The sequence below is a fragment of the Vibrio sp. Vb1127 genome (assembly GCF_033338735.1).
GTDB lineage: Bacteria > Pseudomonadota > Gammaproteobacteria > Enterobacterales > Vibrionaceae > Vibrio > Vibrio alginolyticus.
Genome location: NZ_JAWOTF010000002.1, coordinates 438,495 through 461,579 on the forward strand (window position 1 = coordinate 438,495; position 23,085 = coordinate 461,579).

Sequence of the window (23,085 nt, forward strand, 5' to 3'; positions counted from 1 at the left end):
CTCTACTTATTTCTCTTTGAGCAGGCGCAAAGAGTTAGATACAACGATAATTGAGCTTGCAGACATGCCAACTACTGCAATGTAGGGAGCCACTAAACCTGCGACCGCCAAAGGCAAAATTAACAGGTTGTAACCCAAAGACCAAGCCAAGTTTTCTCGAATAATCTTTCTTGTACGCAGTGCAAGCAAACGTGCTTCTAGTAGCTTTTCGAGATTATCCCCAAGTAACGTCATATCTGCAGAAGCTTTAGCGACATCTGTACCACCGCCCATTGCGACAGAAAGGTGAGCTCCGGCGAGAGTCGGCGCGTCATTGATTCCATCACCAACCATCATAGTGATACTGTTTTCGTCCAAGCTCTTAAGGTATGCAAGCTTATCTTCTGGCTTTGCTGACGCGACGATGTGATCGATACCAATTTCATTCGCCACTGGTTGGGCGTTTGAGAGAGAATCACCAGTTAGCAGGGTTGTCTTAATTCCAGCGTCAGCAAAACGTTGAATAAAGGCTTTGCTTTCTTTTCGGATAGGGTCGCGGTAGTAAAAGCTAGCGACATGCTTGCCATCAACCGACAGATAGACCGCCTGGCTTTCACCACTTTCTTTGCCTTGAACAAAAGCAGCACTACCTATCTTAACGATTTTGCCATTCCACATACCCTCAATCCCTGAACCAATCACGTTTTGCACGTCAGACACGATAAAGTCATCATTGGTGTAAGTTGCAAAAGAACGAGCGATAGGGTGGTTTGCATGAGCCTCTAAAGCTGCAGCTAGTGATAGACAATCTTTCTGTGGGAGATCACTAAGTACCTTTGTTTCACAGATCTCAATATCACCTTTCGTTAGAGTGCCTGTTTTATCTACAACTAAGTGGTTGATCTTACATAGTGTCTCAAACACATGGCCTTTACGAAGCAAAATGCCAAAATTACCCATTCTAGAGGTAGCACAAGTGAGAGCGGTCGGAGTAGCCAGAGATAGCGCACATGGGCATGTAGCGACTAACACAGACAGCATGATCCAAAACGCATCATCTGGTTTTGTTTGATGCCAGTAAAACCAAGTACCAGCAGAGATAATAAGAATCACACCAACAAAGTAACGGGCGACAATGTCTGCAATTTCCGCAATTTTAGGTTTGGAGTGTTGAGCTTCATCTTGTAAACGCACGATGTTAGAAATCATTGAATCGGCCTTTGAGCTTACTACCTCAAGTTCAAATGATTCGTCTCCGTTTAGTGTTCCCGCATAGACGACATAGCCTTCTCGTTTCACAACGTGCACTGACTCACCCGTTAACATGGATTCATCAATATGAATACGGCCTGAAATAACTTTACCGTCAGCGGGGATATGTTCACCAGGTAGAACGCGAATACGATCGCCAACTTTTAGCGTCTTCACGGGGATCTGATCACCGTCCAGCGTTGTAGCAATTGCAGGAATCAACTTAAGAAGGTTACCACTCGCTGCAGCAGCTTTGCGACGAGCGCGCATCTCTAAGAATCGACCTACTAACAAAAAGAAGGTAAACATCGAGATAGATTCAAAGAAGACTTCGCCTTGTTCAGTTACTGTTGCAACTAAACTTGCAACATAGGCAAAGATCAACGCGATAGAAACCGGGACATCCATACCAAGGGTTCGACCTTTGATACTACGCCATGCGTTTAAGTAAAATGGAAGAGCGGAATAAAGCAAAACAGGAGTAGCAAAAATCAAACTTACCCAACGAAAGTAACTTTTAAACTCTGGCTCTAAATCACCAAAGACTTCGAGATACAGTGCAACGGCGAGCATCATGACCTGCATGGTTGCTAAACCTGCAATACCTAGTCGATATAGATATTGCTTCATCATTCGATGGTAAGAGGCTTCTTGCTTATCTGCTTCAAAAGGTGCAGCTTTGTAACCAAGTTTATGAATAACGGAAAGGAGCTCGCTTAACCGTACCTGAGTTTTATCCCAGGCTAGTAACGCTCGATTGGTGGTTGTATTAACACGGATAGATACCAACCCGGCCGTATTAGAAACTTGCTTTTCGATTAACCACGCACAAGCGGCACATGAAACGCCTTCCAAAGAAAGGGTTACTTCAGAAACATTTTCGCGATTTCGTACGAATTCAGATTGTACATCCGCATTGTCATAATGAATTAAAGCTTGGAGTTGCTCTGGTACTAGGTCTGCCTTTTCTGCAGGCGCAGTGCGGTATTGGTAATATGATACAAGACCACTATCTACAATAGTCTGCGCCACAGTTTCGCAGCCCGGACAACACATGTCGCGAATTTCACCCAATATTTCTACTTTGAAATCCGTGTTGGCTGGTACATCTTCACCGCAGTGATAACAGGATTTACACATATGCTTACTTCATTAACGGTGTTGAAGAGGCAGGAAACTCAACTTTACCTTGGATCATCCATTGCTTGTCGTGTGGTTGTAGTTCAACAAACCATGGTCCTTGAATAGATTCCTCAGCTTTTAGTCGGTAATTACCAGATGCATCCGCTGTTACAAGCTTTGTGAAGTCACGATCAGGAAGAGTACGATGAGTGAAAGTGGCCGTTAGAGCAGGGTAATGAGGTAGCTTCCCTTTAGCGAAAACAATCACAACATTGTTATTTTCAGAGGAAATCTCAGCGTTAAGACCTAGGTCACGAGCGACATTCATTTTACTAATGTCGATATTAATGCCTTTGCCTTTTTTATAGTAATCCTCGGCGACTAAAGAAACAGAGTTGTTCGAGAAAACGACCACAGTAATCACAGTCCAAACTACGACAGTAAGAGGAAGGATGATTAGGAACCACGGCCAAAATTGTTTATACCAAGGCTTTACCATAAAAAAGTTCTCAACAGCTAAATGAAAAAATGTAAGGCGTTAAATTTAAAGGAAAGACAGCCCCTATGAAAGGGGCTGTTATTGCTATGTTACGTAATATCTCAGTTACTTACTCTCTGAGTTACTTAAACTCCAGACATATGAGGCAACGAGCTGAACTTTATCTTCACCCAAAATGTCTTTCCACGCAGGCATTACGCCTGAGCGTCCGTTCATTACGGTTTCTGTTACAGCTGCACGAGAGTCACCAAATAACCAGTCTTGGTCTGTAAGGTCAGGCGCACCGACTGCAGGGTTACCCTTACCATCGGTACCATGACAAGCTGCACACACTACGAAGCGTGCTTTACCTGCCGCGGCTTCACGAGCATTTACTTTACGACCAGATAAACTAAGTGTGTAACTTACAACTTCTTGAACACCTTGCTCACCAAGGGCATCTTTCCATGCTGGCATTTGACCAATACGGCCGTGCATGATGGTTGTAACGATCGCTGCTGGCTCGCCACCATATAGCCATGCATCATCAGTCAGGTTAGGGAAGCCTTTCTGACCACGTGCATCAGAGCCATGGCATTGAGAACAGTTTTGCAAAAACAAACGCTGACCAACTTTTAATGCTTCAGGATCTTGCGCAATTTCAGGAATTGGGCGTAGACCACTGTCATTGTGCGCAAGTTTACGGAATGCTTCGCCGAAGTAAGCGTCGGCATCATCCAGTTCTTTTGCATATTGGTTTAGTTGCTTGTTCTCTTGTGCTGCAGCGATGGCTTCTTTTGACTCTTCTAGTGAGCGAACGGTTTGAGCCGAACTCTGCCAGTTTAAAAAGCCCTTGAAGCTACCTAGACCTGGGAATAGGGCAAGGTAAACTGCTGCGAACACAAATGTGCTTACAAACAGGTAAGTCCACCACTTTGGTAGAGGGTTGTTTAGCTCGCGAATACCATCGTACTCGTGGCCCATGTCTTCCCCTTCCTCGACGCCCATTTTATCTTTAGCGCACCAAGTCAGGAGAATCGCACAGCCTACTAGCGTACCGACAGTAATCACGATAATCCAGAGACTCCAGAATGTAGTCATTACTTCTTCACTCCTTGGTTATTAGGGGTCTTTTGTTCTTCGTCAGCAAACACCAAGTTGGCATCTTCTTCAAAGCGTGCTTTACGCTTTTTACTAAATGCCCACCATACGATGCCAATAAAACTAGCGAAGAGTACAACGGTATAAATACTATGAATTGTACCGAAATCCATATGATCCCCTTACTTCATTGCATGACCAAGAGACTGAAGGTAAGCGATGATTGCATCCATCTCTGTTTTACCTTCTACTTCTTTAGCCGAATTCGCGATCTCTTCATCAGTGTATGGAACGCCGAACTGATCACGAAATAGCTCAAGTTTCTTCTGAGTTAGCTTACCGTCTAAAACGTTTTCAGCTAGCCACGGGAAACCTGGCATGTTTGACTCAGGTACAAGCTCACGAGGATCTAACAGGTGAACACGGTGCCATTCGTCAGAATAACGACCACCAACACGAGCTAAATCCGGGCCTGTACGCTTAGAGCCCCAAAGGAATGGGTGTTCCCAAACACTCTCACCAGCAACAGAGTAGTGACCGTAACGTTCAGTCTCTGAGCGGAAAGGACGAACCATCTGGCTGTGACAGACGTTACAACCTTCACGGATGTAGATATCACGGCCTTCCATCTCCAAAGGAGTGTAAGCGCGCAGATTTTCTACAGGTTCAGTCGTTTGCTTTTGGAAAATCAGAGGCGTGATCTCTACAAGAGCACCCCAACTGATAGCAAACACGATAAAAATAGCCAACAAACCGACATTACGTTCTAAGATTTCATGGCGATTATTAGAATTATTACTCATTCTTAAATCTCCTTATGCCGGATGTGGGATAGCTTTTAGGCTTTCTTTAGGTGCACTTACCGTTTTGTACGTGTTGTATGCCATTAGGAACATACCAGATAGGAAGATAAATCCGCCTAGGAAACGTACAAAGTAGAACGGATAAGACGCTTCTACAGACTCAACAAAGCTGTAAGTTAGCGTACCGTCAGAGTTAACCGCGCGCCACATAAGACCTTGCATTACACCAGAGATCCACATCGCAACGATGTAAAGAACGGTACCGATTGTTGCTAGCCAGAAATGCACATTAACTAGACCAACAGAGTACATACGCTCTTGGCCAAATAGGCGAGGTACCAAGTGATATACAGAGCCGATAGAAACCATCGCAACCCAACCTAACGCACCAGAGTGAACGTGACCAATGGTCCAGTCGGTGTAGTGAGAAAGTGCGTTAACCGTCTTAATCGACATCATCGGGCCTTCAAAGGTAGACATACCGTAGAACGACAGTGAAACGATTAGGAAACGTAGGATAGGGTCATAACGAAGCTTATGCCATGCACCAGATAACGTCATAATACCGTTGATCATACCACCCCAAGAAGGAGCAAATAGAACCAGCGACATAACCATACCTAGAGACTGAGTCCAGTCTGGTAGCGCTGTATAATGAAGGTGGTGAGGGCCTGCCCAAATATATAGAGAAATAAGTGCCCAGAAGTGAACGATAGATAGACGGTAAGAATAAACAGGACGTTCAGCTTGTTTAGGAACGAAGTAGTACATCATACCTAGGAAACCGGCGGTCAGTAGGAAACCTACCGCATTGTGTCCATACCACCACTGAACCATCGCATCCACTGCGCCCGAGTAAATCGAGTAAGATTTACCAAGTGACACAGGAATAGCCATGCTGTTCACGATGTGAAGTACTGCTACTGTGATAATAAAGGCCCCGAAGAACCAGTTTGCCACATAAATATGTGACGTGTTTCGCTTCACTAGTGTGCCGAAGAACACCACCGCATATGATACCCATACTAGCGCAATTGCGATATCAATAGGCCATTCTAGCTCAGCATACTCTTTACCCGATGTTAAACCGAGAGGCAAAGTAATGGCTGCTGCCAGGATGATTGCTTGCCAACCCCAAAAGGTGAAGGCAACGAGTGGGCCACCAAAAAGACGTGTTTGACATGTGCGCTGTACAACATAATAAGACGTTGCGAACAGAGCACTGGTACCAAACGCAAAAATTACCGCATTAGTATGCAGTGGACGTAAGCGACTGTACGTCAACCACGGCGTATCAAAGTTTAGCTGTGGCCAAACTAATTGAGCGGCAATCAAAACACCAACAGCCATACCAACTATGCCCCATAAAATGGTCACAAGGGTAAATTGGCGAACGACTGTATAGTTGTAGTTTTGTTCAAGCTGCTTTACTTGGCTCATTTGCATGCTTCCAATTTCTAATTAACTACACTTTTACTTCCAACACGACTTGCGTCGTAACACCACCCAAGTAAACTCTAGAATTCAAGTGTTATCATCACCTTATTTCCATTGCTGACTTTAATAAAAAGTGGCATTTTCAGCGTGACACTATACTTGAATTAACAATTCAATGACAGGGTAGTAACCTTACTGGACCTCTGGAAATCATTTTTTATTTAAAAAGTTTGAAGTTTGTAACAAGGATATTAGTAATTATGCCTGCACAAAAGTTAACAAAGGCGCGACTTGCACAAATCTTAATCATGCTCAGTGTTTTAATAGGCGCATTTTTCTGGCGTACCTTTACACACGAGAGTGTTAATAGCGTTGACTGTTCACAAAAAGAACGATGCGATGTAACAATTGAAGGAGAAATAATCACGATTAATCGTGACTCAATGGGAATTTCGCTCGAAACGATAGAAAGTAGCACTCTAAAAATTGATCTAAATCAATCTGGTAATTTTATCAACTTCAACGAGAAGCATAAGTCAGTAGAATGGGACATCATGCCTGAATCGAAAAAAATCACCTTTAAAAAAGGTGAAAACATTGTTGTAGTTCAATTATAAATACGATCTATCACGAGATAATCGTAACTTATTAATGAAATTAACACCTTCTTACCTAGAGAAAATTGGTTGGAATGGTATAACAGCAGAGTGATATCCAATTATAAAATCGTATGCATTGCCAATCAGTTTTTACTCATATTAAAGATGAAGACTCAGCGATAAAAACGCTCAGGTCCGAATTGACACAACAGAACTTGTCTTACGTGATGTGTTACTACACGGAAGAATACAATTTCGAGTTGATTCGAGAAGCGTTTCTTGCGCATTTTCCTGGTGTGCCTTTTCATGGAGCCAGTTCATGTCAAGCCGTAATGACAGATCAGGGCTTTCATACAGGCCCAGTAATTGCGGCACTTGCTGTTTATGATACAGGTCCTCATGCTTATGGTACTGGTATTTCTAATCACAACTCAGGTGACAGCGTCACCAAGGCTTTGGATATGGCCCTTGAGAGCGCTAACCGTGTAGGAGAGGTACCAAACTTAATTCTACTTCATGCCACACCAGGGCAAGAGGAATCAATCATTGCGTCTATAGATGAAAGATTTGGAACTCTAATTCCAATTATTGGTGGTTCGGCCGCTGATAATAACATCGCTGGGAAATGGTCTGTGATAACCGCCCAAGGCTCTCAAACTTCAGGTTTAAGCTTAACTCTCTTTTACTCCTCTCAACCTGTTGATATCGCTTTTAGCGCTGGACATACACCAACTAATATCAAAGGTGTTGCAACCAAGACCAACGATAGATGCTTACTTGAAATTGATAACGAACCTGCGCTCAATGTTTATAGAAGGTGGACAAATCACCAGGATAACCAAGTAGGTAAAGATAATATGCTGTTTACAAACTCGAGTGCTTATCCATTAGGGCGGATCGCAGGTCATCTCTATGATCGCCCATATTACAAATTATCCCATCCGATCCGTGAGACGCCAGATGGTGGAATCGAGTTGTTTACACGAATAGAAGAGGGTGACGAGCTCACATTAATGAAAGGAAGTCGTGAGCATCTCGTTGCGCGCGCTGCAAAAGTCGTCAATGCCGCTTTTAACCAAAAATTAGAAGAGTCTCGAAAAATTGGAGTGATAAATATCTTTTGCGCAGGTCCCATGTTGCACTTAATGCAAGACATGAATAGCGTTTGTGAACAAATTAACCAAGAACTAGAACATTTGCCTTTTATTTGCCCTTTTACTTTCGGCGAGCAAGGTAGATTTATTGGTGGTGAGAATGGACATGGAAACCTGATGATTTCATCGGCTATATTCCATAAACCTTATGAAAGATAAATACTTAGACATATATCAACAGGAAGCGCTTCAAGAAGCGTTAGTTGAGCTAAAGCAGGCTAGACAAAGAGAACGACTACTCGCCGATGAAAACAAGGCCATTCTTTCCGCGATATCTGCGATGAGTGAGGCAAAGAATCGGCATGAGATATTTACGGGATTAAACAATGTCCTCAAAAAGTACATCAACTTCGATGATTTTATTGTACTGACTCGTGATGGTGAACGATATCCCTTCAAGACATTGATATCAACTAATAGCGTATTTGATAATGTATCCTGGTTACACGGTAACACCTATCAAAGAGCTCTCAATGGTGAATGCATTCTACTGTTCGAGCCAGATAAACTCGCTGAGTTTGTTAACTTAAACAGCTTTATAAAAAGCCATGTAAACTCGGTCGTTTTAACTGGTATACGTTCAGAAGTAACGCAAACCGTAATCCTACTTATTGGAGCTCAGAAAGGGCACTTTAGCATAGAGAATAAGGAAACCTTGAGGCGGTTTCGTCCCTTAATTGAAAGGGCGGTCATTGATATCGAGACCAAAGAGAAGTTACAACGTATCGTTGAGGTAAGAACAACTCAGCTCGCTAAAGCAAGAGAAGAAGCAGAGCTTGCGAACCGCTCTAAGTCGGAGTTCTTAGCGATGATGAGCCATGAAATAAGAACCCCTTTAAATTCCGTTCTTGGAATGCTAGATATACTGAAGCAATCAACCTTGTCAGAAGAACAAATTGATGCGTTGAGCCAAATGGAGTGCTCTGCAGAGTTACTTCTCGCGATAATCAGTGACATTCTTGATCTCTCTAAAATCGAGTCAGGTCGCTTTCAGCTCAATGAACAATGGATTAATTTAAGAGACACTGTCACTTTTGTCATTTCTCAGCAAAAACAAATAGCTAAGAAGAAAAATCTCCAATTTAAACTCAACTGTACTGTCACTAATGACAAACAATTTTGGATTGACTCCACGCGGTTATCTCAAATTCTGTTTAATCTAATAGGGAATGCAATAAAGTTTACAGACGAAGGTGAAGTAAAAGTTTCTGTATCTGAGCAAGATGCTGAACTTGTGATCTCAATATCTGACACTGGAATTGGTATATCTAAAGCAAAGCAAGAGCACTTGTTTACGGCATTTCATCAAGGAGACCGTTCCATCACGAGACGCTTCGGTGGTACAGGACTGGGGCTCGCAATAACCAAGCATTTAGTTGAAATGATGCGTGGAAAGATTGCCGTTAAAAGTGATGAGCATGTTGGTTCAACCTTTACGATTTCGATTCCAGTTTTGACTCGTTGTAATCAAAATCGTCCAGTTAGAATCGAAACCAATCAACCGACAAAAGCAATGGAACTTCTCGTCGTAGAAGATACCGAGTCGAATCAGTTCGTAATAAAGCTTATCTTAAATAAGCTTGGCCATAATGTTCATATCGCAAGCCATGGAGCAGAGGCATTAACATTTTTAGAAGAGAATGAGGATTTAATCGATTTGATTCTCATGGATGTCTCGATGCCAGTGATGGATGGAATTACCGCAACAAGACTTATTCGAGATAAAGGTCTCAGGACCCCAATTATAGCGTTAACTGCACATGCGTTAGAAAGCGATAGAGATAAATGCCTGGATGCCGGTATGGACGGATTCATTTCCAAGCCAGTTAGAAGACAAGATATCTTTGAAGCTATACAGTCATTTCAATAAGTAAAAAGGCGTTAATATAGATCTTAACAATCGATAGATTATTAAGATCTATATTAAGTATTTTATGGTAAATAACCATTATGTTTAATGCTCACAGTAAGGCCCTTAAATTTAAAATCTGCAGGGGAATAGGAGCATACTCAGACAACATTTGGCGTACGGCGATATACAATTTAACATAACACATATAATGCGCACCAAGGGGGGTGGAATCTCAAAGCAATAATGTCCGGTTTTAGCTACTTTAAAATGTCCTCCTAAGATTAACAACACTGTTTGCTTTTGAGGCTTTAACCGAGGTTCCCGTAGACTTGCAATCGCTAGTTTGGTTTGTGGTTATGCTTACGAAGCAAATCAAATCTCTTATTGAAAATTGATGCGCGCTTAGTCCTCGACTTACTTTACTGGTGTGTTCTTCCTTAAACACCTGAGAATCAATATATCTATGATGGTGACGGCCAACTCACTGAGTTCGCCATTCAATGTCATCACTACTTTAACGAACTCAAACGCGCTGCTGAGCAAAAATCAGCTAAACGCTCTAATCGCTCCGCAACGAAATCTGCCAAAAATCACGAGCTCAGTTCACTCGCTCTTAATCAAGGCGTTCTGAAACATTTATAAGCCTGTGGTTATATGGAGGCGAATGTACTTTTCGGGGTATTTGTAACGATAGCGTTTTCCTTTCTTCAAGTTGGACTTAACGTACCTACACACTTTTTGGTCACCACTGCCTGTTACTCTTTTTATTACTGCGTTTTTACTTTTGTGCTCCATTTCTATCATGACGTCACAATACCCTTGGTAGCCATCAAACTTATTGTCTACTTTCTTTTGAAGCTTAGTCTTAATCTTTTTAGCCAACAGGTTCGTTTCTGAATCGTCAGCAAAAACTGAAGTACTTGCAAAGATCAGTATCATTAAAGTTACAACGTATCTCATCGTTTTGGTCCGTTTATGTTGTTGGATTGTTCGATGATAAGTAATTTTTCTGTAGATACGAAAATGGGACGCCACATTGCGTCCCATTTAACATGATGAAGTAACTGATATGTAATTAAGCGCGCTTCTTGCCTTTGTTTGCTTTGAAGCCCTGATGAGGAAAAACGTTACGAATCCTCTGTTGAACTTTTTTGGGAATGCCTTTGGAAAAGCTTAAGCGCATTCCTGTTCGTTGGCTATACACCTTCATTTCACCAGTAAACGGGTTATGCTCACTAATATCCTGTAAGTTGTGTTTGAAAGAAGGAGGTAGATGCCCTTTTACGTTACTAATATGGCCATTATCGAACTTTACTTTTAACACCGGCCTATCGACTGCGATCAACCAAAAGATCACGATGGCTGCAATTAAGATTACATATAACATTTGGCACTCCCTATCCTAGCTAGATAGCAATTTACTCAAATCCTCTTTAATTGAGGTAACTTTTTGACTCGCTTTTTCACTTCTCGACGCTTCGGAAAGCAAATATTCAATTGCGTCAGATAACGTACAACCAAGTTCATTCGCTCTACTAGAAAGCTTTTCCCAAACTCGGTAATCTAAATCAATGGATTTCTTCTTTGTATGGACTTGCTCTGCATTGAAGTGACGTTTCCGTTTCGCTCGGATAGCCTGCTTGAGTTTATTATCTAACTCTTCTGACATGTGGTTTTCTATCCAAGCCAAGACAAGTGTAGGCTCGTGTTCAAGGCGTTTTAGTTCTGCGACCGCTGCATCTGCTTCGCTTGTATCAATATGTCGGGTAATCGCTTCACCATCTTTCCATTTTTTGATGAGATACTTCCATTTCCACCCACATTCTAGATTCTCAAGCTGTTGATATTTCATTTGTTCCGACCCATAAACATAACCTAGTGACAGCGTAACCCAGATGGTTTACTTGGGCAAATAAAACTCTTAGAAGTATCGATGTTGATCACTCATTTGTCTAAGTATTGTTCATTGAGAGTTGAATGCCGAGAGCAAACCAAATTGGTGCTAGGGTGTTATAGTCCGTTTCGTTATAATGTCGGCAAGATTGAATTACGATGAATTTTAATGAACCAACTTAATTGGCAAGACGTAACACCTTCACTTGAGCAGTACGAAGCACTTTTAAAGTCTGCACCTTCGTTACCAAAGAAGTCTTTTACTGATCTCCAACCGAGAATGTCGGCAACGATATCTCGTTTTTCAAAAATTTCCGGATTGACGCGAGTACTACTCATTAACTGCGTAGATAATTCTGTATATAGAGAGTTCATCAGTAAAGCTCTTCAGAGCCAGTCTAACGCTGCGATAGTTTTTTCGGAATCACTTGATGCCAAACGTTTATTTGACCGTTACAGTGTTGATGTAAGTGGTGATATTGCCTTCCAACCTGGTTTAATTTCACAGGCAGATAACGGTTACTTAATTGTACCGGCTAATCTAATTTTGGCTAACCCAGGACTTTGGCCAAATATAAAGTCTGCAATTCAACAAAACCTTATCGAGCCACTGAACCTAAGCCCTACTCGTTTACCTACTTCAGTACCGCAAGCTAAAGCTTATGATGTAAAACTGATTGTAACAGGAGAAAGAAGTCAGTTAGCAGAGCTAGAATACATCGATGAAGACTTCTGTTCTGGCTTTGCCATGTATACGGAAGTTGAAGAAGATATTCATCTGTCAGAGCAGAATTTGATAGATTACTTTGGTTTAGTGAACTGGATATGTTCTCAATATCAGCTGCCTCACTTAACTGAATGTGGTTTTAGAAGATTGTTGCTAGCCGGTATGAGATTTACTGAAGATCAACATTATCTGCCTTTAGGAGTAATGTGGCACTCTCAACTTCTAACGCTTGCCAGCCAGTTCAGTGATGGTCACGCATTAGATTACAAGTCGTTAGATAAAGCGATTGACGACAAGTATTACCGAGAATCTTACCTTCCTCAGCGTGCCGTGTACGATATTTTAGATGGACAAGTCATCATTGAGACAACTGGGGAACAAGTTGGTCAAATCAATGGCCTAACCGTTATTGAGATGGCTGGGCACCCTGTCAGCTATGGTGAGCCTGCACGAATATCTTGTGTAATTCATTTTGGTGATGGCGATGTTTCCGATGTTGAGCGCAAAGCTGAGCTTGGAGGCAATCTACATGCAAAAGGCATGATGATTATGCAAGCTTTCTTGAGCTCTGCTCTGAAACTGGATGAACCACTGCCTTACTCTGCCTCCATCGTATTTGAACAGTCTTATAGTGAAGTTGATGGTGACAGCGCATCTCTTGCAGAACTTTGTTGCTTGGTAAGTGCTTTATCTGAATCTCCAATTAATCAACAAGTTGCGGTTACAGGGGCTGTTGATCAGTTTGGTCGAGTGCAAGCCGTTGGTGGCTTGAACGAAAAAATTGAAGGTTTTTATCAGGTTTGTAAACATCAAGGTTTTACAGGAAATCAAGGTGTTGTGATGCCAAAATCAAACCTTAAACACCTTGCATTACATAAAGATGTAATAGAAAGCATTAAAAATGGTGAGTTCCATATTTGGTCCGTTTCTACCGTAGATGAAGCTATTCCGATTGTAATGAATAAACCTTTTAGAGGTGAAGACGATAGCATTATTGGCAAAATAGCGGAACGTATTGAAAACTTTGAAAGACATGAGCATCCAGAAGGAATTGTGCAGCGCATCAAAAACTGGTTTGTCTAGTACTGATCGGAGTTGTTTAGCGTACACGTGTTCACTAAGATGCAGCTATCAAAAATTGGAGTAATTGATAATGCAAAACAAACGTGATTCTTATAACCGTGACGATCTACTTGCTTCTAGCCAAGGCGAACTGTTTGGGCCTGGTTACCCTCAGCTTCCTGCGCCAAACATGCTAATGATGGATCGTGTTACTAAAATGTCTGAGACTGAAGGCGATTTTGGTAAAGGTTTGATCTTGGCGGAATTGGATATTACTCCAGATTTGTGGTTCTTTGACTGCCACTTCCCTGGCGACCCTGTAATGCCGGGTTGTCTTGGCCTTGATGCGATGTGGCAACTTGTTGGTTTCTTCCTTGGCTGGGTTGGTGGCAAAGGAAAAGGTCGTGCTCTGGGTGTTGGCGAAGTGAAGTTTACAGGTCAGATCCTGCCAACAGCGAAAAAAGTGACGTACGAAATCCACATGAAACGCGTTGTAAACCGTAAACTTGTGATGGGTTTGGCCGACGGTCGTGTATGTGTGGACGGCAAAGAAATCTACGTAGCAAAAGATTTGAAAGTTGGCTTGTTCCAAGACACTTCAAGCTTCTAATCACGATTTTAATCGATTTATTAAGGCTCCTATTTAGGAGCCTTTTTGTTGTCGAGTGTTAACCTACTTCCCTATGTCCCTATAATGTAGAAAAGGCTCCGTAGAGCCCTTTCGAATCCTTCTTTTTGTATGTGGAGAGTTTATTTGTAGAGACCAGATTGTCTTTCATCTCTGGCATCACGCCAACCACCTAACCAATACGACCGAGCATCAACTTGTTGATATGGGCAAGCCTCTTGAGACCTTCCATTCAACCCAGCTTTGTAGCCTTGAGATTGAGCTCGTTCTAGGCGATCACGCTTTTGTCTCTTCATAGTTAATTCCTCATACAGGTCCATTTACTAACGTACAGCTGTTATTGTGAAACTTTGATGGAGTTTTTATGACTCCACTTATAAGAATCGATCAAAGTAGGCAATTTCTCAAGGCATAAAAAAAGCAGAGACTCAAATGTGTGAGCCTCTGCTTGATTTAAAAATTACTGACGATTTTTAACTATTTTCTACGGAACCCAAACAATCCAAGCATGGTCAAAGCTAACCAACCAAGGCCTGCACCTTGACGCTCTGTCGTCGTTGAGTCAATGCTTCGAGATACGATGTCGTCCTTAGTTGCGTCAGCAATAGGTACTAGTTTGACTGCTACAATTTGCTCTTCAGAGCTACATGTAGCATTGTTTGCTGTTGTGCTATAACCACCTGCACATTTCATAGCAGTACCAGAGATCACACCTGCATCATTGATATCAGTTGCGTCGATAATACGGAACTGATTGTTTTGTTCAGAGTAATCACCGCCATTAGTCAAACTGTCTAGGAACCAAGCTTTTCCATTGAATAATGTTGCAGCACGTTCACTAGTCTCGCCACCTACGCTATATGGATAGACAAAACCGCGCTTACGACGTGGCTTGCCATCGTCTTCACGAGTCGTTTCCGCATCAAGTTGCCCGACGATTTCATTGTAAGAGTTGATACCGCCCATCTTACCGCCCGCACCGCTAAAGAAAATGCCAGTAGTTGGGTAAAAAGCGCTAATAGAATCCTTACGAACATCATCTACGATAAAGAGACGATTCGGAGCAGAGCCCGTTGGCATTAAGTATCCGCCCGAACGTTTCGCTTCACCAATAGCAACAAAATTAGAGTTAACGTCGGTTAAGCGTGAGTTTGTATGAACCGTATCATCACCTTCGCGCTGTCTAGCTCCTACAACAACTTTATTTTTCCAAGTTGCGTTTTCAACGCTACCTTCGGCTTCTAGAGTTCCGACAAAAACAGTCGCATTCAGGTAGTTATCATCACTGTAAGTGTTGTAACCTACGCCATAGACCGTTGTTCCATCAGTGACAAGGTCACGCATGCTCCCTTGAGCTAACCTTTCTCCATCTTTAGATGTGCCACTAGGCCAAGCCAATTCACTGACGGTTCCGCTTTGATCCCAAATCGCTGCTTTTGATGTGTGGTGAGATCCATTGGTATTGCTTGCTGTTCGAGAAACACTGCCAACAGTAAAAATGCCGTCTGTGCTCCAAGCATGGCTTTGCACAACACTTGCGTCACTATCGCCAGTAAGAATATTTGGCTCTACTGGTGCAACTACGGTATTTCGTGTTTCTAATGTAGAAGTATTTTCTGTGCTAACTTTACTCTGATTACCGACAGCTGCACCACCCTCGGTAAGCTGGTTGATAACATTGTTATATTCATTTTTATAAGCAGTAGAATCTTCTTCTATGAACGCTAACGCATTAGAAGTAAAGTCTTTACTACGTTCTTTATTCCACGGCGTCCAGTTTACTGAAGCCCAAGAGTCACAGGTGGAATAACGAAGCTGGTTGTAACAGTAACGCTCAAAGTCTTTGAGTTCTTGGATGTAATAAAAGCCAGCGTCTAATCCGAATGGGATTTCTTCACGATAGCTGTTCCCATCCACGGCTTGTGTCGCTGAAATCGGTGTAGTGCGAGTTTCCATTGCAAGTTTAAACTGCTCTGGCGTGCAGTTTGCTGCTGCATCAAAGCAGCCTAAAGCGAAAGGTGAACCTGTTGAAGGATCTGTACCTGCATCGCCCTGTTGAATTGCAACCCCGTAAGCCGTTTGGTAGTCACCGTTTGAACCATGATCCTGAGGTGAAACCTCAACAACTTGATACAATGCCGCCTGTGCGTTCATTGTGGTACCAACCATCATTGCAATGGCGGTCAATTTGAATTTATTACTACAATTCATTGAATTCTTAACTATCCTGTTGCATTGCTTCGAGTTCTTCCCATCTCTCGAATGCGATTTCCAACTCCTGCTCTAGTGCAGCAAGCTGTTCCAATACCGGCTGAGTTTGCTCTACAGGTTTAGCAAAGAACTCTGGATCGTTCACTTGCTCCTGAAGGCTCTCGATATCCGACTCTAATTGTTCAAGTTTAGCTGGTAGAGCCTCTAATTCTCTTTGCAGCTTATACGATAACTTCTTCGAATTGTTCTTAGGTTGCGTAGTTTTGGGAGTTTCCTCAACCACTTTCTCTTTCTTCGTTGGTTTTTCAACCTGACTGCGCGAAGCAAGAACTTGGTCACGCTGTTGTTTAGCATCATGATAACCACCAACGAACTCTTCGATTATACCGTTACCCTCAAAAATCCAGCTTGTTGTTACTGTGTTGTCTACGAACTCACGGTCGTGACTCACTAACAATAATGTACCCTGATAATTGGCAAGCATTTCTTCTAAAAGTTCCAACGTTTCGATATCCAAATCGTTAGTTGGTTCATCAAGAATAAGTAAGTTGTTTGGTTTCAACAAGATACGGGCTAGCAATAATCGGTTTTTCTCACCACCAGAAAGTGCCTTAACCGGGGTTCTGGCGCGCTTAGGTGCAAATAAGAAGTCTTGAAGATAACTCAGCGCATGACGCTGACGTCCCCCAACCATTACTTCTTGTTTCCCATCCGCTAAGTTATCGATCACTGTCTTTTCTGGATCCAAAATCTCTCGGTACTGATCAAAGTACGCGACTTCTAATTTTGTTCCGCAGTGTAAACGACCAGACTGCGCTTCCAATTGCCCCAATAGCAATTTAAGTACCGTACTCTTACCGCAGCCATTTGGTCCGATAAGTGCAATACGGTCACCACGCATGATGTTAAAGCTAAAGTCGTCGACAATTGTCTTGCCTTCGTAAGCAAAAGATACATTTTCTGCTTCAAATACAATCTTACCAGAACGAGAAGCATCATCGATGTTTAGGTTAACTTTACCTTGAACTTCACGACGGTCACGACGCTCTTCACGAAGTTTTTTAAGGGCTCGAACACGGCCTTCATTACGAGTACGACGTGCTTTAATGCCTTGACGAATCCACACTTCTTCCTGAGCTAGTTTCTTATCGAACTCAGCATTCTGCATTTCTTCGACGCGAAGCATTTCTTCTTTGTCATTCAAATACTGTTCGTAATTACCAGGGAAAGAAGCTAATTGACCGCGATCTAAGTCGACGATGCGTGTCGCCATCGACTTGATGAATGCACGGTCGTGAGAAATAAAGATGATCGAGCCTTTGAAGTCTTTTAAGAAGTTCTCTAACCATTCGATCGTTGTCACATCGAGATGGTTTGTTGGTTCATCAAGAAGCAATACATCAGGATCACAAACCAGCGCACGAGCTAAAGCAGCTTTACGTTGCCAGCCACCGGATAGATCGGTCAGTTTGGTTTCAGGGCTTAGTTTTAAAGCGCCAAGTACGTTCTTAACACGGTCATCAAAGCGCCAAGCATTAGAATGATCAAGCTGCTCTTGAACTTTCGCCAAACGGTTAATGTTCTTCTCACTTGGGTCTTGAGCAACAAGATCGAGAAGATCGTGATAAATCTTCAATTGTTCGCCGATTTCAGCCAAACCGCCAGATACGTATTCGTAAACCGTACCCTCTTGATTGCGCGGTGGATCTTGTTCAAGCCGAGAAACTACTACGTCTTGAGTTATTTGAATCTTGCCATCATCCAACAAAATGTCGCCGGCAAGCACTTTCATTAACGTGGACTTACCTGCTCCGTTACGACCAACTAAACAAACGCGTTCGTTTTCTTGAAGAGCGAACTCCGCTTTGTCTAGCAATGGGTGGTCACCAAATGCAAGTTGTGCGTTATGAATGGTAAGTAATGCCATTATTATCCAACCAATGTGTGAGTTGTTCTAAGTCAAACGGCCAGTTCAACTCAGAATCTTGATATTTTAATACGGGTATTGTGACGCCGTAACGAGAAAATAGTACATCATCAAACGCAATATCAATGATATCTGTTTGCTCGGCCAAACCGACTTGGTCTACTAGAGCAAATGCCATCTCACAAAGATGGCATCCCTCAGTGCTATACAATATCAGCACGTATTAATCCTTTTGTTTATACTACGCGTGCGTTACTAGCCAACAGTTATGAATCTGTTTATTACGCGCAAAATCTAATGGTAACGTTTGAGAAGAAATATTCTGAACCTTCAAACCCAATTCAGCGAGTGATTCTTCATCCATCTTGAAGTGACGTTTGTTATTTGAAAATACGATTGTGCCTTCACTTCTCAGTAAGCGTTTGAGGTTCTTCATTAGCTTAATGTGGTCACGTTGTACATCGAATGATGTTTCCATACGCTTAGAGTTAGAGAACGTAGGTGGGTCAATAAAGATCAAGTCGTATTCACCTTTTGCGTTTTCTAGCCATTGCAAACAGTCCGCTTGTTCATATTTATGTTGGCGCCCTACACAGCCATTAAGCTGCATATTGTCTTTCGCCCAATTCAAGTAGGTGTTTGACATATCGACAGTTGTAGTGGACCGAGCACCACCAACTGCAGCGTGCACTGTTGCACTGCCAGTGTAAGCAAACAAGTTAAGGAAATCTTTACCCTGTGCCATTTCGCCAAGACGACGACGAGTGATCTTATGATCCAAGAACAGGCCTGTGTCTAGGTAGTCATGAAGGTTCACGATCAGCTTCACACCGTACTCGTTTACTTCGAGCGTCTCTGATACCTGACCTAATTTTTGGTACTGGCTTCGACCTTTCTGCTTCTCACGAACTTTCAGTACAACTTTGTTCGCTTCAACACCGGTCACCTGAATCGTCGCACGGATAATGTCCGTTAGACGACGCTTGGCTTTTTCTTCAGGGATGTTCTTAGGTGCTGCGTACTCTTGAATCACAATTTGATCGCCGTACACGTCGATCGCTACGTTGTATTCTGGAAGGTCTGCATCGTAGATACGATAGCAGTCTAGTTTCTCTTTACGAGCCCACTTGCCAATCTTGCCAATGTTTTTCTTCAAACGGTTTGAGAAGTCTGGTGCGATTTGAACGTTAGTATCTGCACCTTTAACTTCATCAGCGCTGCGCTCGGCAATGCTGTAGTTCTTTTGGTGACACGGTAACGCACCGTTGTTCAATTTAAACTGTTTATCAGCGCGCATACGAAGGCAACTCAAGAGCTCGTCCGAGCTAGAGAAGATAGATGCTTTACATCCGCCAAACTCAGATTTTAGCTGTCCACCGAATGCGGTATAGAGCGCAATCAGCCCCGGCTCAGTTCCTAGACGCTCACCGTAAGGTGGGTTTGAAACGATAACACCGTGTTCAAATCCTGCGGGACGAGTAATAGTTGCAGCATCACCTTGCGCAAACTCAATCAACTCTTCAACACCTGCTCTGCGGGCGTTTTCTTGAGCGACTTTTAATACTTTGGGGTCGTTATCGAATCCAAAAAACTTAGCGTCAACTTTCTTGACACCCCGTCTAGCTTGAACATTAGCCTCTGATTTAATCTCAGCCCAGGTCTCCGGTTCAAAGTCTTCCAAAACTTCGAAGCCCCATTGTTTGCGCTTAACGCCAGGTGCCATGTTGGCTGCCATCATTGCCGCTTCAATAAGCAAAGTACCAGAACCACACATTGGATCGAGTAATGGTTGATGCCCATCCCAGCCACAACGCATGATAATCGCAGAAGCAAGCGTTTCACGTAATGGCGCACGACCCGATTCTGGTCGATAACCACGCTGATGAAGACCACTACCTACCATGTCTACCCCAAGCAACGCTTTATCTTTATGCAAACGAACGTGAATACGAATATCTGGGCGTTCTTTGCTGATATTAGGACGTGGCAAGCCTTTGTTCTCAAAGCAATCTACGATGCCATCTTTGACCTTCATAGCCCCGTATTGGCTATTTCTAATCTCACGGTTTGTGCCGTTAAAGTCCACAACAAAGCGTTTAGAGCTATGAAATTGGTTAACCCAGTTAATAGTGGAAGTGGATAGATACAAGTCCATGTCGTTGTTACACGTGAACTCAGATAAAACACGTACAAATCGAGACGCTAAACGGCTCCACAAACAACAGCGATAAACCTGTTCGTTTGTCGCTTTAAATTTTACGCCTGCCTGTACTGGTTTCGCATTTTCAATGCCTAGTTTAGTCAGTTCTTCAACAAGCAAATTTTCCATGCCATTTGAAGTTACCGCGAGATATTGATTCATAGTGTTCTTTCGCTGATAAAAAATGGCTTCAATTATACCTGACTTTACGATCAATGCCTCGTTTTTAAAGGTATTTTCCCACCCGTTAGTTCAAATCATCACCACTCAAATGATCTAAAACTTTCAACATCTTTAGTTTGAATGTTTTTCATTCATGAACGTATTTTGTTTCCTTTAGAAGAAGTGAATACTTATTTACGCTCATTTTGGTATATACCAGTGTGGATTGATTGATGTAAATTACTTACAAATACCCTTTATAGGGGAATAAATAGGGTTGTTTTAGGCGCTAGGTTGCCTAGTTAAAGGGGTAATCAAATTGAAATAAGTAAAATAAAAGTGACCAGCTTCATGTTTGCATGCATAGAAAACAAACAGTTTCATGGTATTTCGGATTGGAGTGTCAGAGGAAAGGACAAAAAAAATCGACCCACTAAGGTCGATTAAGGCAAACAAAGGAACGAAATAAAGAAAAATTAAACAGCTTTAACCCACCATTGCCATAGGGGTCATTGCAAAGAGGTGGTTTGCACAAGCCATGCGATCATGCATTACTTTAATCGGCTGCCCAAATTGAAGCGCCTTATTGCCATCAAGAACAAAGGCTTCTTGGTTAACATAAGCACATAAGCTCGATGTTTCGCCTGGTTCTAGAACGATGAACATACCATCAGAATATTGATTTGTGAGAAAGACCATGTCCCCTTCTTGAGGTTCATAATCAGAGGACTGTGCATCGAAGAACCAGCTCTTAGGCTGTACAGGTTTATGAAAACGCTTTGCAGCAACACAATACAGTGTTAATTCAGCTTGGCGATATTCACTGATATCGAGACAGCGAATGCGCTCATTAAACGTTTGAAATGCGCTGGCGTCATCAACGGTAAATTCACTGTTTGAGAAGGCACAGTTAACCAACAATTTTCGGGATAGATTGGTTTGGAAAATCATTTCCTCCCCCAGATCCAGCATTAAGCAAGCTTTTTGCTCGTCAAAATACCAATTCCATTTGTCGCTGGGTTTAAGCATTATTCCGTTCTCTCTTGACTAGTTAAATCAGTGGTAAAGAGGTAAGACGCTTAATTACCTACTCGTGATTTTTAAATTCTACAAACGAACGGATAAAAAAAAAGAGGAAACAAAGTCCTCTTTTTTATGTAACAGGTACTGATTTTTCAGTAGTTTTTGATGTATATGTTAAAGATTCTTAACAATATCACGTACGAGACCTGGGCCGTGGTAAATAAAGCCAGTATAGACTTGAACAAGTTTAGCGCCTGCCATGATCTTTTCTTTGGCTGCAACATAGGAATCTACACCACCAACACCGATAATTGGAAGTTTGTCTCCAAGCTCTTCATGAAGCTTACGTACGACCTCCGTAGAGCGTGATTGCACAGGGCGACCACTCAAGCCACCTGCCTCATTGGCGTGTTTCATCCCTTCTACGATCGTGCGATCCAAAGTTGTGTTAGTCGCGATCACACCATCTATATTGTTTTTCAATAAAGAATCGCAGATTTGGCAGATTTCATCGTCACTTAAATCTGGCGCAATCTTTAATGCTAACGGGACATACTTGTTGTACTTCTCTGATAACTCCGCTTGTTTCGCTTTTAATTCGGAAAGCAGTTCATCAAGCGCTTCACCATATTGAAGTGAACGAAGACCTGGAGTGTTTGGCGATGAGATGTTTACTGCAATATAGCCAGCATACTCATACACTTTTTCCATACAAATCAGGTAGTCCTCTGCCCCTTTTTCAATTGGCGTATCTTTATTTTTACCGATATTAATTCCGAGAACACAATTGAATTTTGCTCGTTTAACATTCTCGATCAAATTATCAACGCCTAGGTTATTAAAGCCCATGCGGTTGATGATCCCCTCTGCTTCCACTAAACGGAATAAGCGTGGTTTATCATTACCTGGTTGTGGTCGTGGCGTTACAGTGCCGACTTCGACAAAGCCAAAGCCCATGGCATCAAATGCTTCAATACATTCGCCGTTTTTATCTAAACCAGCCGCAAGACCAACAGGGTTACGGAATGTTAGACCCATACACTCAACTGGACGAGTTGGTAACTGTTGGCGGTAAAAGAGATCAAGTGGTGTGCCGTTAAAGCGTTGGAAGTTCTTGATTGCAAGATCATGTGCCTTCTCGGCATCGAGTTGGAAAAAGCCAGTTCTGGCTAGACGGTAAAGCATTGTGCCTCCGAAAGAAAAAAGCCCCGTATAAACGGGACAATATTATTTACCGTTTTTCATCGTAATTCAATGAAAATGAACGTAATAAGTAAAAACCTATATCTTTATAAGATTTTCAAATATAAAACAAACAATTACAATCAAGTTTCTGCGATAAAAATCGTAACTAACCGCTTAAAAGCAATCGATTTCACTCTGTTTTAATTTCAACTCAATGTGACAATGTAACTATTTTCGTTCCAAATGTGAATAATAGATAATAAAAAGCCCCGTTAAATAACGAGGCTTTTA

The 23,085-nt window shown here is 42.3% G+C and carries 21 protein-coding genes; 5 read left to right on the forward strand and 16 right to left on the reverse strand.

The features are described 5' to 3' along the window. Positions 1 to 6 precede the first annotated feature (6 nt). From R7H07_RS05855 to ccoN, 6 genes are all read right to left on the reverse strand, one after another. Complete coding sequence (locus R7H07_RS05855) at positions 7 to 2,370, reverse strand: heavy metal translocating P-type ATPase (RefSeq protein WP_206959232.1); 2,364 nt, start codon at positions 2,368 to 2,370, stop codon at positions 7 to 9. Between the two features lie 4 nt (positions 2,371 to 2,374). Beyond that, complete coding sequence (locus R7H07_RS05860; RefSeq protein ID WP_005377489.1) at positions 2,375 to 2,851, reverse strand: FixH family protein; 477 nt, start codon at positions 2,849 to 2,851, stop codon at positions 2,375 to 2,377. A 105-nt stretch (positions 2,852 to 2,956) separates the two neighbouring features. Continuing rightward, positions 2,957 to 3,931 carry a cytochrome-c oxidase, cbb3-type subunit III gene (gene ccoP, locus R7H07_RS05865; RefSeq protein ID WP_005377487.1) on the reverse strand — a complete coding sequence of 325 codons (975 nt, stop codon included), beginning with the start codon at positions 3,929 to 3,931 and terminating at the stop codon, positions 2,957 to 2,959. Continuing rightward, entirely contained in the window at positions 3,931 to 4,104 is a 174-nt protein-coding gene (locus R7H07_RS05870) for a cbb3-type cytochrome oxidase subunit 3 (RefSeq protein WP_005377485.1), read from the reverse strand. The genes ccoP and R7H07_RS05870 overlap by 1 nt, the downstream gene beginning before the upstream one ends. 9 nt (positions 4,105 to 4,113) lie before the next feature. Further along, positions 4,114 to 4,734 carry a cytochrome-c oxidase, cbb3-type subunit II gene (ccoO, locus tag R7H07_RS05875; RefSeq protein ID WP_005377475.1) on the reverse strand — a complete coding sequence of 207 codons (621 nt, stop codon included), beginning with the start codon at positions 4,732 to 4,734 and terminating at the stop codon, positions 4,114 to 4,116. 12 nt (positions 4,735 to 4,746) lie between these two features. Then, complete coding sequence (gene ccoN, locus R7H07_RS05880) at positions 4,747 to 6,174, reverse strand: cytochrome-c oxidase, cbb3-type subunit I (protein ID WP_005396488.1); 1,428 nt, start codon at positions 6,172 to 6,174, stop codon at positions 4,747 to 4,749. Between the two features lie 257 nt (positions 6,175 to 6,431). Between ccoN and R7H07_RS05885 the strand changes: the two genes are divergently transcribed. The 3 genes from R7H07_RS05885 (at position 6,432) to R7H07_RS05895 (ending at position 9,794) form a co-directional block, all read left to right on the forward strand. Next, positions 6,432 to 6,788 carry a hypothetical protein gene (locus tag R7H07_RS05885; RefSeq protein ID WP_206959234.1) on the forward strand — a complete coding sequence of 119 codons (357 nt, stop codon included), beginning with the start codon at positions 6,432 to 6,434 and terminating at the stop codon, positions 6,786 to 6,788. Positions 6,789 to 6,901: 113 nt separating this feature from the next. Then, complete coding sequence (locus R7H07_RS05890) at positions 6,902 to 8,083, forward strand: FIST signal transduction protein (RefSeq protein WP_206959236.1); 1,182 nt, start codon at positions 6,902 to 6,904, stop codon at positions 8,081 to 8,083. Further along, positions 8,073 to 9,794 (forward strand): ATP-binding protein, encoded by a 1,722-nt coding sequence (locus R7H07_RS05895; protein WP_064377240.1) that lies wholly within the window; start codon positions 8,073 to 8,075, stop codon positions 9,792 to 9,794. Before R7H07_RS05890 ends, R7H07_RS05895 begins: the two co-directional genes overlap by 11 nt. Positions 9,795 to 10,412: 618 nt before the next feature. Here R7H07_RS05895 and R7H07_RS05900 read toward each other — a convergent pair. The 3 genes from R7H07_RS05900 to matP all read right to left on the reverse strand — a co-directional run bounded on the left by R7H07_RS05900 (position 10,413) and on the right by matP (position 11,628). Beyond that, the gene (locus tag R7H07_RS05900) at positions 10,413 to 10,736 is read right to left on the reverse strand and encodes a hypothetical protein (protein WP_065274540.1); all 324 of its coding nucleotides are present in this window, start codon (positions 10,734 to 10,736) and stop codon (positions 10,413 to 10,415) included. 115 nt (positions 10,737 to 10,851) lie between these two features. Continuing rightward, a complete protein-coding gene (locus R7H07_RS05905) occupies positions 10,852 to 11,163 on the reverse strand; it encodes a DUF3634 family protein (protein WP_005377468.1) in 312 nt (103 codons plus the stop codon). A 15-nt stretch (positions 11,164 to 11,178) separates the two neighbouring features. After that, positions 11,179 to 11,628, reverse strand: a complete 450-nt coding sequence (gene matP / locus R7H07_RS05910) for a macrodomain Ter protein MatP (RefSeq protein ID WP_005396497.1) — start codon at positions 11,626 to 11,628, stop codon at positions 11,179 to 11,181. A 210-nt stretch (positions 11,629 to 11,838) separates the two neighbouring features. Here matP and R7H07_RS05915 point away from each other — a divergent pair, with 210 nt between their 5' ends. Further along, on the forward strand, positions 11,839 to 13,479 hold the full coding sequence (locus R7H07_RS05915) for an AAA family ATPase (protein WP_065274541.1): 1,641 nt from the start codon (positions 11,839 to 11,841) through the stop codon (positions 13,477 to 13,479). Positions 13,480 to 13,549: 70 nt separating this feature from the next. Then, complete coding sequence (gene fabA / locus R7H07_RS05920) at positions 13,550 to 14,068, forward strand: bifunctional 3-hydroxydecanoyl-ACP dehydratase/trans-2-decenoyl-ACP isomerase (RefSeq protein WP_005390081.1); 519 nt, start codon at positions 13,550 to 13,552, stop codon at positions 14,066 to 14,068. Between the two features lie 140 nt (positions 14,069 to 14,208). On the opposite strand, the gene rmf is transcribed toward fabA, so the two are convergent. From rmf to pyrD, 7 genes are all read right to left on the reverse strand, one after another. Then, positions 14,209 to 14,382 (reverse strand): ribosome modulation factor, encoded by a 174-nt coding sequence (rmf, locus tag R7H07_RS05925; RefSeq protein WP_005377453.1) that lies wholly within the window; start codon positions 14,380 to 14,382, stop codon positions 14,209 to 14,211. Between the two features lie 181 nt (positions 14,383 to 14,563). Continuing rightward, complete coding sequence (locus R7H07_RS05930; protein WP_065274542.1) at positions 14,564 to 16,297, reverse strand: DUF3466 family protein; 1,734 nt, start codon at positions 16,295 to 16,297, stop codon at positions 14,564 to 14,566. Between the two features lie 7 nt (positions 16,298 to 16,304). Beyond that, positions 16,305 to 18,224 (reverse strand): ABC transporter ATP-binding protein, encoded by a 1,920-nt coding sequence (locus R7H07_RS05935; RefSeq protein ID WP_005377449.1) that lies wholly within the window; start codon positions 18,222 to 18,224, stop codon positions 16,305 to 16,307. Next, positions 18,202 to 18,444, reverse strand: coding sequence for a glutaredoxin family protein (locus tag R7H07_RS05940; protein WP_017821808.1), 243 nt, complete (start codon positions 18,442 to 18,444; stop codon positions 18,202 to 18,204). The genes R7H07_RS05935 and R7H07_RS05940 overlap by 23 nt, the downstream gene beginning before the upstream one ends. Positions 18,445 to 18,465: 21 nt before the next feature. Next, positions 18,466 to 20,586 (reverse strand): bifunctional 23S rRNA (guanine(2069)-N(7))-methyltransferase RlmK/23S rRNA (guanine(2445)-N(2))-methyltransferase RlmL, encoded by a 2,121-nt coding sequence (gene rlmKL, locus R7H07_RS05945; protein WP_054702333.1) that lies wholly within the window; start codon positions 20,584 to 20,586, stop codon positions 18,466 to 18,468. 486 nt (positions 20,587 to 21,072) lie between these two features. After that, positions 21,073 to 21,615 carry a cell division protein ZapC gene (locus R7H07_RS05950; RefSeq protein WP_005377444.1) on the reverse strand — a complete coding sequence of 181 codons (543 nt, stop codon included), beginning with the start codon at positions 21,613 to 21,615 and terminating at the stop codon, positions 21,073 to 21,075. 168 nt (positions 21,616 to 21,783) lie between these two features. Then, positions 21,784 to 22,794: a quinone-dependent dihydroorotate dehydrogenase gene (gene pyrD, locus R7H07_RS05955; protein WP_017634281.1), complete on the reverse strand. Its 1,011-nt coding sequence runs from the start codon at positions 22,792 to 22,794 to the stop codon at positions 21,784 to 21,786. Positions 22,795 to 23,085 lie beyond the last annotated feature (291 nt).